Source organism: Streptomyces sp. NPDC033221, from assembly GCF_055577005.1.
The window spans coordinates 33,288-43,403 of sequence record NZ_JBVIQN010000052.1 but is presented as its reverse complement, the minus strand read 5'-3'; the positions used below and the strand labels follow the sequence as shown (position 1 = coordinate 43,403).

5 protein-coding genes and 1 pseudogene are annotated in these 10,116 nt (G+C 66.6%); all 6 read left to right on the top strand.

Annotated elements, in window-relative coordinates; all coding sequences use genetic code 11:
* Positions 1 to 234: 234 nt before the first annotated feature.
* Positions 235 to 1,512, top strand: a pseudogene (locus ACZ53K_RS39375) (amino acid permease); the annotation flags it as partial.
* A 112-nt stretch (positions 1,513 to 1,624) separates the two neighbouring features.
* Positions 1,625 to 2,638 (top strand): SMP-30/gluconolactonase/LRE family protein, encoded by a 1,014-nt coding sequence (locus ACZ53K_RS39370; RefSeq protein ID WP_468846945.1) that lies wholly within the window; start codon positions 1,625 to 1,627, stop codon positions 2,636 to 2,638.
* Positions 2,639 to 2,855: 217 nt separating this feature from the next.
* The gene (locus tag ACZ53K_RS39365; protein WP_468846942.1) at positions 2,856 to 3,104 is read left to right on the top strand and encodes a WhiB family transcriptional regulator; all 249 of its coding nucleotides are present in this window, start codon (positions 2,856 to 2,858) and stop codon (positions 3,102 to 3,104) included.
* A 1,066-nt stretch (positions 3,105 to 4,170) separates the two neighbouring features.
* Complete coding sequence (locus tag ACZ53K_RS39360; RefSeq protein WP_468846940.1) at positions 4,171 to 4,470, top strand: hypothetical protein; 300 nt, start codon at positions 4,171 to 4,173, stop codon at positions 4,468 to 4,470.
* Positions 4,471 to 4,532: 62 nt separating this feature from the next.
* The gene (locus tag ACZ53K_RS39355) at positions 4,533 to 9,290 is read left to right on the top strand and encodes an RHS repeat-associated core domain-containing protein (RefSeq protein WP_468846938.1); all 4,758 of its coding nucleotides are present in this window, start codon (positions 4,533 to 4,535) and stop codon (positions 9,288 to 9,290) included.
* The gene (locus tag ACZ53K_RS39350; protein WP_468846936.1) at positions 9,290 to 9,805 is read left to right on the top strand and encodes an SMI1/KNR4 family protein; all 516 of its coding nucleotides are present in this window, start codon (positions 9,290 to 9,292) and stop codon (positions 9,803 to 9,805) included. The genes ACZ53K_RS39355 and ACZ53K_RS39350 overlap by 1 nt, the downstream gene beginning before the upstream one ends.
* The last annotated feature ends 311 nt before the right edge of the window (positions 9,806 to 10,116 follow it).

The window sequence follows — 10,116 nt, the reverse complement described above, 5'->3', positions numbered from 1 at the left end:
CTGCGCGGGGACGGTCGCCGTCCCCGCGCAGCGCGGCCCAAGGCCAATCCCCCACCCCCTCTCCCCTTTGTCCCCAAACCACCCGGCATCTGGCATCTGGCCGAGTTGTGCTCGACACACCCCCCACACCGGTCCTTTCCTTGCGCTGACGGCTCCCCCGCCCCGTACTGGAGGCTGCATCCGTGACGCGCGCAAGGCGATCCGACCGCGACGGACAGGCACCGGCCGGCCACCGGCGCCGGCCTGGCCGAGGTCACCAGCGCCTATCCCACCTCCGGCGCCCTGTACTTCATGGCCGACCGGCTCGGCGGCAAACGCTGGGGCTGGTACACCGGCTGGCTGAACCTCCTCGGCCTGCTCGGCGCGATCGCCGGCATCGACTTCGGCTGCGCCCTGTTCATGGGCGCGTTCGCCGGTCTGCAGTGGGGTTTCGAGCCCACCCCGGGCTCCCTCATGGTCATCTACGTCTGTGTCCTCGCCCTGCACACGACGCTGAACCTCTTCGGCGTACGCCTGGTCGGCATCCTCAACACCATCTCCGTGTGGTGGCACCTGGCCGGGGTCGCGCTGATCGTCGGCGTCCTGTGGCTGGTGCCCGCCCACCACCAGTCCGTCTCCTTCGTCTTCACCACCTTCGTCAACGACACCGGCTGGAACAGCACGCTGTACGTGGCGCTGATCGGCCTGCTGCTGGCCCAGTACACCTTCAGCGGCTATGACGCGTCGGCGCACTTGAGCGAGGAGACCACCGGGGCGCAGGTGAACGCGGCCCGCGGGATCGTGCGGGCCATTCGCTGGTCGTGGGTCGCCGGCTTCATCCTGCTGGCCGGGCTCACCTTCGCCATCCAGGACTACACCGGCGTACAGCACACCGCGACCGGGGTGCCGCCCGCCCAGATCTTCCTCGACGCGGTCGGCGTCAGCGGGGCGAAGGCGCTGCTGCTGGTGGTGATCGTCGCGCAGCTCTTCTGCGGCAACGCGGAGGTGGCGGCCACGTCGCGGATGGTGTTCGCGTTCTCCCGCGACGGCGCGCTGCCCGGCTCCGCCCGGTGGCGGCACGTCTCCCCGCGCACCGGGACCCCGACCCGCGCCGTCCTGCTCTCCGTGGCCGTCGCCGCCCTCCTCGCCCTCCCCTCCCTCTACTCCTCGGCGGCGTACGCGGCCGTCACCTCGATCAACATCATCGGCATCACCCCGGCCTACGCCATCCCCATCTACCTGCGCCTGCGCCACCGGCGCAGCTTCCGCCCCGGCCCGTGGAACCTGGGCCGCTGGGGCGTGCCGGTCGGCCGGGTCGCCGTACTCTGGGTGGCCTTCGTCACCATCCTGTTCTGCCTCCCCCAGACCCACCCGGTCTCCCTCACGACCTTCAACTACGCACCCGTCGCCCTGGCCCTCGTCCTGACCCTGGCCACCGTCTGGTGGGCCGTGGCGGGCCGCCGCTCGTACCACCTCCCGGCCCCTGGAACGGACTCCGCGGCAGAGCGGGTCGCGGACAAGGCCAACCAGTGACCGGCCGTACCCGACGACCCGGCGAATCCGGCGAATCCGGCGAACCCTTCGGCCCCTTCGGATCCCGACAGGCCCCTGGTAGGAGTCTCCGGCGCCGGGTAGTCAGGGGGGCATGGCCAACACTCACGAGACCAGCCGGATGACCATGCCCCTGCCGACGCCCCGGCGAGTGCCGCTCGACGGGCGGGGGCCGGAGGATGTGGTGGTGGACTCCGCCGGGCGGGTGCTCACCGGGGTGGAGGACGGCCGGATCCTGCGGCTGGGCCCCTTCCCGAAGGAGCCGGGCAGCGCGCCTGCCGGTACGCCGGCCGGTCCGCCACGCGCCGAGATCATCGCCCGTACCGGCGGACGGCCGCTGGGCCTGGAACCCCTGGCCGACGGCGGTGTCCTGGTGTGCGACGCACGCCGCGGACTGCTGCGCGTCGAGCCGTCCGACGGTACGGTACGGACCCTCGCCGACACGGTCGACGGCGCCCCGCTGCGCTTCTGCAGCAACGCGGCGGCAGCCGCCGACGGGACGGTCTACTTCAGCGTCTCCAGCCGCCGCCACCCCCTGGAGGACTGGCTCGGCGACATCCTGGAGCACACCGGCACCGGACAACTGGTCCGGCTGCGTCCTGGCGGTACGCCCGAGGTCGTACTGGACGGGCTCCAGTTCGCCAACGGCGTCGCTCTGGCGCCGGACGAGTCGTTCGTCACCGTGGCGGAGACCGGCTCCCGCCGGCTGACCAGGTTCTGGCTGACCGGACCGCAGGCGGGACAGCACGACGTACTCGCCGACGACCTGCCGGGCTACCCCGACAACATGTCACGCGGCCCCGGCGGCCTGTTCTGGGTGGCCCTGGCCGGCCCCCACTCCACCGGCCTGGACCGCCTGCACCGGGCGAATCCGGCGCTGCGCCACGCCGCGTGGAGCGTGGCCCGGCACGTCCGCCCGCGACCGGGCCCCCTCGCGGGCGTCCTGGCCATCGACACCTCGGGCCACGTCGTCCACGACCTGCGGCGCCGCAGTCCGGACTACCGCATGGTGACCAGCGTCTGCGAACACGACGGCCATCTCATCCTGGGCAGCATCCACGAACGTGCACTGGCCGTCTGCGAACTGCCCTCCGCATCACGGGATTGAATCCCGCGCACACGGGAACCCGGGGCATCCAGGTTCCCACGTGCGGACTCAGACAACAGGGGGCCACAACAGCCGCCCCCCAACAGCCCGCCGCCCCCGGCGCCGGGCCGGCTGATGTGCCGTCTGCTCGCCCGGGCACAGTCCCGGTACGCGACTCCACGGAACCTGCGACCAACAGACGACAACCTCCTGGCGATCTCGGCGAGGGAAGGCAGACATGGAGTGGTGGGAAAAAGCAGCGTGCCTGGACGAGGACCCGGAGCTCTTCTTCCCCGTAGGAGTGACGGGCCCCGCCGCCCAGCAACAGGCGGACGCCAAGGCGGTGTGCCGCCGGTGCCCGGTGGCAGGCGAATGCCTGGAATGGGCCCTGCAGACCGGCCAGAACTACGGCATCTGGGGCGCCACGGACGAGGAGGAACGGCGCAGGCTGACCACCCGCCGCCAACGGAAGCGCAGGGCGGCGTGAAGGGCTGCGGCCCTGTGGGGCTTCTCTAGGACTTTGCGCGTCGGCCGAGACCTTCCGGGTAGCACCGGGCCGGTTCGGGTACCCCCGGACCGGTGCTACCCGAACCGGCCTGTGCGAAGGCCGCGTCGACAGCGGCGGGGCCTCGTGCGCCGGCGCGGGGCAGGAAGCGGGAGTACGTCCGCAGCGTGAAGCCGGGGTACGAGTGCCCCAGCCACCGCGCCAAGGAGACGATGGACTCGCCAGCCTCCAGTAACTCGGAGGCGTAGAAGTGACGCAAGGCATGGAAGTCCTGCTCCCTGGGTGGCTCCCAGACAGGAGGACGTCCTGGGCGGCCTCTTGCAGCGGAACGGTTACACCCGCTCCGGCCAAGGCCGGCTTCCCGACGTAGGTGTTCAAGCTCTTGCGGTCGATCGCGCCGCGCCTACGCCCGGTCACCAAAAGGGTGAGCGTCCTCGGCCTCCGGTGCTTCGCTTCCACCGGCGTTTCTGGCGGACGCGGGTCGCCCCACGGCAACATGGCCGGCACCGGCGCGAGGAGTTCCATGTGCCGCCGAGTGCCCCGCGCCACACTTGACGGCAGGAGAACGTCTCGGGCCTTGCGGCGCTTTGGACGCGCGAAGCACAGGCGGGGCCCCACGCGCTTGACTTGGCGCCGGACATGGACCACTGCCTTGGCAAATGCGATGCTCTCCGGACTCAGCCCGAAGGCTTCATCCTGGCGCAGCCCCAGCCCCAGCCCCGCTCCGAGCACAACGAGGAGACGCGAGCGGTCCGGCATCGCAGCACGGACGGCCAGCACGCGCTCAGGCGGCCGCCGACCGCGCCGGAGCGGCACGGGTTGCGTATGAGGCGGCGGTCCTCGACTGCGTTCTGCAAAATCCCGGAGGGCGACGCCCAGGCATCGACAGACTCCACGCGATACACGCCTCGACCACGGTGGCCCCTGCTGTCGATGACGCCAGCCATAGGGCGCGTGCGGTGAATGACCCAGATATTCGGCGGCGTCTTTCACGTTCGGGAATGCCACTTATGCGGCACACACGACAGGAGGAGCAGACAGCAAATGCGTGGGCATTCACCTCAACCCTCGCTACGAACGCCATTCCCGAAATTACCTGGCCTTCCTCAACCCTTCCGCCGTCAATGGAGGCAATGGTCAGCGTTGCTTCCAGCGCGCGAGAGCAGCCTGTCATCATCGGCAGCCAGAGCCAGAGCCGGGAGAAGCGTATCTGGCGGCGATCGAGACGGCGGTGGCCCAGAACCCGGACGTGGTCCACTATTGGGTGTTTTATGGCCCGCTCGGTACCGCACACTTGCTGACCACCTGGTGCGGCTGCTGGAGCTGCGTGACTCGAATCCTCCCTTGAGGAACCGTCCGCCCAGGTGAGAATGTATGATCATCTGACTGACGGTGCGGGGGCTGTTTTCTATGGGTGTTGTGCTGCCGGGGTGGGCAGACGAGGTTCTCGACATCATCGGGGTCTCTTGGCCCAATGTGGACGAGGACGACTACCGCGAGATGGCCGACGCCATGCGCGAGTTCGCCGACGACATAGACGACGGCGCGAACGAAGCGCACACCGCGATCCAGGGGCTCGTCTCCTCGGCAGGCGGTTCGATCGCCGTCGAGGCGTTGAACGCCCACTGGAGCAAGGTCAACGGCACGCACCTGAAGAATCTGGGGGAGTGCGGCCGCATGGCTGCCACGGCTCTGGACGGCGTTGCCACCCTCATCGAAGGCGCCAAGCTCGGCGCAATCGTCCAACTTGGCATTCTCGCGGCCGAGGTGATTGCCGCGCAGGCCGCGGCTCCGTTCACCCTCGGGCTTTCCGAGGTCGGCGCGCTGGCCGCCACTCAGGCCACCCGCGTGATCGTCAAGCGGCTGTTCAAAGAGGTCTGCCAGCAGGTCGCCGAACAGGTCATCAGCATGGCTCTCACCCCCGTCGAGGAAGCTCTCGGCGCGATGGTGGGCGACCTGGTCGTCCAGTTGGGAGCCAATGCTCTCGGTGTCCAGGACGGCGTGGACCTCGGGCAGACCGCCAAAGCAGGCAAGGAAGGCTTCGACCAGGGCGTCCAAGGCGTCAAGGAGTCCGCGAAATCAGCCGCTGACAACCCCATGGAACTCCTCAGCGCCGGCGGACGGGGCGGCGGTGGCGGCTCTGGCGGCGATGGGTTCAGCCACGACCCCGAAGAACACGACCGGGTCGTGACAGGCCTGCAGAGTGCGAGCGGCACCTTCCGCAACAAGGCCGGCGGCAAGATCGGCCGGGCCAAGAACCATCACGGTCGTACCCGTGGCAAGGACGCCATTGCCGATGCGGCGAACGCGATGCTGGACAAGGTCATCGACGGCATCGAAAAGGGAGTCAAAAAAGCCGCCAAGCACCTCGACGACAACATGTCCCGCGGCATCAAGCAGATGGCCAAGAATCACCACGACAACGACAAAGCCCTGGCCGGCCACTTCAAGGGCATCGGCAAGAACGGCAAAAAGGACCCGAAAGCCCCAAACACGAACGGATCGAACAGCCCTAAGAAGAGCAACGACCGCGGGGCGGACGGCAAGGCCCGGCAACAGCTCGACAAGGAACACCCGAACAACAACTCACGGGTGGACCTCACCAAGAAGGGCTGTGGAGACCCAGTGGACGTGGCCACCGGCCGGGTCTACCTGCGCGAGGAAGACATCACGCTTCCCAGCAGCATGCCCTTGACCTTCAGCCGCAAATTTGAATCCTCCTGCAGGGTCGGCCGGACTGTAGGGCCCTCCTGGACGTCGACGGTCGACCAACGCCTGGAGTTCGACGAACAAGGCGTCATCTTCGTGACCGAAGACGGCATGCTTCTTCCCTACCCGATTCCCAGAGCCGACCAACAGGTTCTGCCGCTTCGCGGCCCACGGTGGCCACTGGCGGTGACGGAACAAGGCGACTGGTCCATTCATGACCCCGGCACCGGCTACACCCGCTACTTCACAGCGGCTACGCACACGAGTGGACTAGGGCTGCTCGACGAGATCACGGACCGTAACGGCAACCACATCACCTTCGACTACGACGACGTGACCGGTGCGCCGCTGGCCATCCGCCACTCAGGGGGATACCGACTCAAGTTCACTACTGACGACCAGGGGCTGCTCAGCTCAGTGCTACTGGCCGCAGCAGGCGTGGATGGCACCGACCTCATCGTGACGTCGTACGAGCACGACGAGTCCGGCAACCTCACCGCCGTCTACAACTCCAGCGGTGTGCCCAATCGCTACGAATACGACGAACAGCACCGCATGACTGCCTGGGTCGATACCAACGGCAGTCGATACGAGTACACCTACGACGAGCACGGACGCTGCGTGACACAGGGAGGTAGCGAAGGACATCTGCGCTACCGCTACACCTACGAACCTGTCGACTCAGAAACCGGCCACCGCGTCGTCGTGGTGACCAACTCATTGGACCAGCTCACACGCTACAAGATCAACGAGCGCCTCCAAGTCGTGGGCGAGACGAATCCGCTGGGCCACACCACCTCGACACGCTACGACAGCTACGACCGGGTACTGAGTGTGACCGACGCACTCGGCCACACCACGCGATATGAAAGGGACGAACACGGTCATCTGACGACCGTGCACTTCCCCGACGGAACACAGGCCCACGCCACTTTCAACGGTCTCGGCCTGCCCACCCAGATCACCGAAGCTGACGGTCAGATATGGCGTTACACGTACGACGCACGCGGCAACCGGCTCACGCAAACTGACCCCAGCGGTGCAACAATTCAGTGCACCTACAACTCTGTCGGCCATTTGACAGCCGTCGCCGACCCGCTTGGGAAGGTCACCCACCTCGTAAGCAATGCCGCCGGCTTGGTCACCGCGGTCACCGATCCGAGCGGCGCGAGCACCTCCTGCGTCCGAGATGAATTCGGCCGCATCGTGCAAGCCACCGACGCTTCCGGCGCCGTAGTGAGCCAAGGATGGAACGTCGAAGGACAGCGCACCTGGCGACAACTGGCCGACGGTACACGCGAAAGCTGGCAGTGGGACGCAGAGGGCAACATCACCAGCCACACCGACCGGGTCGGGCGCACCACCACCTTCGCCGTCGATGCTTTCGACCAGCCGGCCTCCACGCTCTCCCCCGATAACAGCCAATACCTCTTCGGGCACGACACCGAACTACGCCTGACTACGATCACGGGCCCCGACGGCCGCAGCTGGCAGTACCACTACGACCCCGCCGGGCGTCTGGAAGCAGAGACGGACTTCGACGGCCGTACCTTGGCCTATCAGCACGACGCAGCCGGACGTATCATCGCCCAGACCAACCGTGCCGGCCAAACCCTCCACTTCGAGAGAGACGCTCTCGGTCGTGTCGTACGCCTGACCAGCGATGACGGCACGACTGATGCCCTCTTCCAGTACGGCCCCTCCGGGGCGTTGACGCATGCCAGCAACGCCGATGCACGAATATCGGTGACACACAGCCAGTCCGGCCAACCAATACAGGAAGCCGTCAACGGCCGATACCTGATCCGTGAGTACGACGCTCTGGGCCGACTCACCGGCCGCCGCACTCCGCTCGGCTCGGTGAGCCGTTGGGATCTCGACGTAGCCGACGACGTCTCCTCGTACCAGGTCGCCAATCACCAGCTGCGCTTCACCCACGACCTATTCGGCTGCGAGACCAGCAGAATCCTCGACGACCTACTCAGCGTTCGCCACGCTTGGGATGTCAACGGCCACGTCACCCACCAGGTGGTCCGCACTCCGGGCGCAGTACATGAGCGCCACTACGGCTACGGCCTTGACGGAAGCCCCCTCTCGCTGCGCGACGATGTGATGGGCCATCGCACCGTCAGCCGGGACAGCGCCGGCCGCATCGTCACGGTCGAGGCCGACCGTGGTAGCGAGCACTACGAATACACCGCGGCCGGCGACCAGTCCTCGGCCACATGGCCGACCTACTTGCCAGGCCAAGCCGCTGTAGGCGAACGGGTGTACCACGGGTCCTTCCTCAGCCGCGCCGGGCGAACCCACTACCAATACGATGAGCAAGGCCGACTCCTCACTCGCCGTCGCACCAGTCTCAGTGGCAAGTCGATCGCCTGGTGCTACAGCTGGAATGCCGAGGACCAGCTCACTGCTGTTACCACGCCGAACGGTCTGACATGGCGGTACCGCTATGACCCGCTGGGCCGCCGCATAGCTAAGCAGTGCTACGACAGCAGTGGCCATGTGACCGAGGAAACGCTCTTCACCTGGGATGGCCACCTCCTGGTCGAGGAGTCAATCCGCCGCGCGGACACCCCCACGTTCCAGGTCACCACCTGGGACTACCTCGGCGACCGCCCCATCACCCAGTCAGAGCGCACGGTCGACGCAGGCGACGGACGCGAAACCGCCCGCCGGTTCTTCCTCGTTATCACCAGCCCGAACGGCACCCCGACCGAACTGATCGATGAATGTGGCAACACCGCCTGGAAGGCGGACAGCACGCTCTGGGGTCTCACCGCGTGGGACCGCACCAGCACCGCATACACGCCTCTTCGATTCCCCGGCCAGTATTTCGACCGCGAGACCGGTCTGCACTACAACGTCAACCGCTACTACGACCCGGAGACCGGCCGGTACCTCTCCCCTGACCCTCTCGGGCTGGTACCAGCCGCCAACCCGTACATCTACGTCGAAGACCCTCTCGCACACACAGACCCCCTGGGCCTGGCCAAGAAGTGCCGTGACGACATCACCTGGGGCGGTCGTGTCGAGTGGGGCCGCGATCGACACGGGCGCCTCGAGACGATGAGGGCCAAAGTCGAGAGGGACATGCTCGGCGAAGGCACCAGCGCCAGATCAGACAAGTACCCGCCCGGCTTCACAGGCCAGCCTTCCGGGCAGGCCCGAGGCCATATGCTCGCTGCCATGCTGGGAGGTACCGGTGACGATCTCACCAACCTCTTCACCATCACCCACAGGCCAGTGAACACGCCTGACATGCGAGGATATGAGTTCATGGTCAGGAATGCGGTAAAACATAACAACGACATTGTCCACTACAATGTCCGTCTTGAGTACGATAACGACGCCGCCAAGATCCCCAGGTACATACATCTTGAAGCCAGGGGACGCGGCGGCCCGATATTCCAAAATGTGAAGTTGGAAAACCCTGCCTGGCTACAGGAGCCCTGATGAACGATCTGATCCGTCTCCAGCAGCTCTGCCCCCCACCCGAGTCGAGCGTCTCCCGCATCGACTGGGTCACTGTCGAAAACGCGCTGGGCACTCAGCTGCCCGGCGATTACAAGGAACTCGTCGAACGCTATGGAAGCGGCAGCTTCAAGGGCTTCCTCAGTGTCCTCCAGCCCAATGCAGTCCACGAAGCCCTCGACATCGTGAAAGTGACACCGGCTGCACGCAGCGCGGTAGAGAAGATGAGCGAGTGGGTCGAACCGCCCTGTCCGCCGCGTCAGCTCCAGCCTGTCGCTGTCACGAGCAATGGTGACGACATCTTCTGGCTGATGGACCCTGCCGAGGATCCTGACAGCTGGAAGGTCACCGTGAACGACTTGGACAGCGAGGAATGGTTCGTCTCCGATGGCGGCTTCACTGCCTTCCTTCTCGGTTTCTGCACTAATGACACGGTCGTCCCTGGCTTCCCTGATGATCTCCTTGAAAAGCCGGCTTCCTTCACACCCACCACATAGAGCCAGATGCTGAAGGTGGTGACGGTTGGCGGTGATGGAGCGGGAGGTGCGCCCGCTTCCTCGGCCAGCCGGTCCTTCCCGACACACCAGACCGATGGTGCGACCCGTTCCGGAGGCATCGAACCGGGCGGGCAGCCCGTGGACGGCGCTACCACCGGACGGCCGCAGCCGCCGCCCCTGAACTCCTGCTCCGCCCGAGGTCCGGGAAGCCCCCAGTGTGGAAGGTGGTCGTGGGGCACCAGGCGGCCGACGATGTTGTGTGGCGCGTGCGTAATGATGACGAGTTCGTCGCGGCGAGGGGAGTTGGCTGA

What these genes read in the sequence shown, in the direction of transcription:
- ACZ53K_RS39370 (WP_468846945.1), top strand. Translation starts at nt 1,625, where the DNA reads ATGGCCAACACTCACGAGACCAGCCGGATGACCATGCCCCTGCCGACG.
- ACZ53K_RS39365 (WP_468846942.1), top strand. Translation starts at nt 2,856, where the DNA reads ATGGAGTGGTGGGAAAAAGCAGCGTGCCTGGACGAGGACCCGGAGCTC.
- ACZ53K_RS39355 (WP_468846938.1), top strand. Translation starts at nt 4,533, where the DNA reads ATGGGTGTTGTGCTGCCGGGGTGGGCAGACGAGGTTCTCGACATCATC.
- ACZ53K_RS39350 (WP_468846936.1), top strand. Translation starts at nt 9,290, where the DNA reads ATGAACGATCTGATCCGTCTCCAGCAGCTCTGCCCCCCACCCGAGTCG.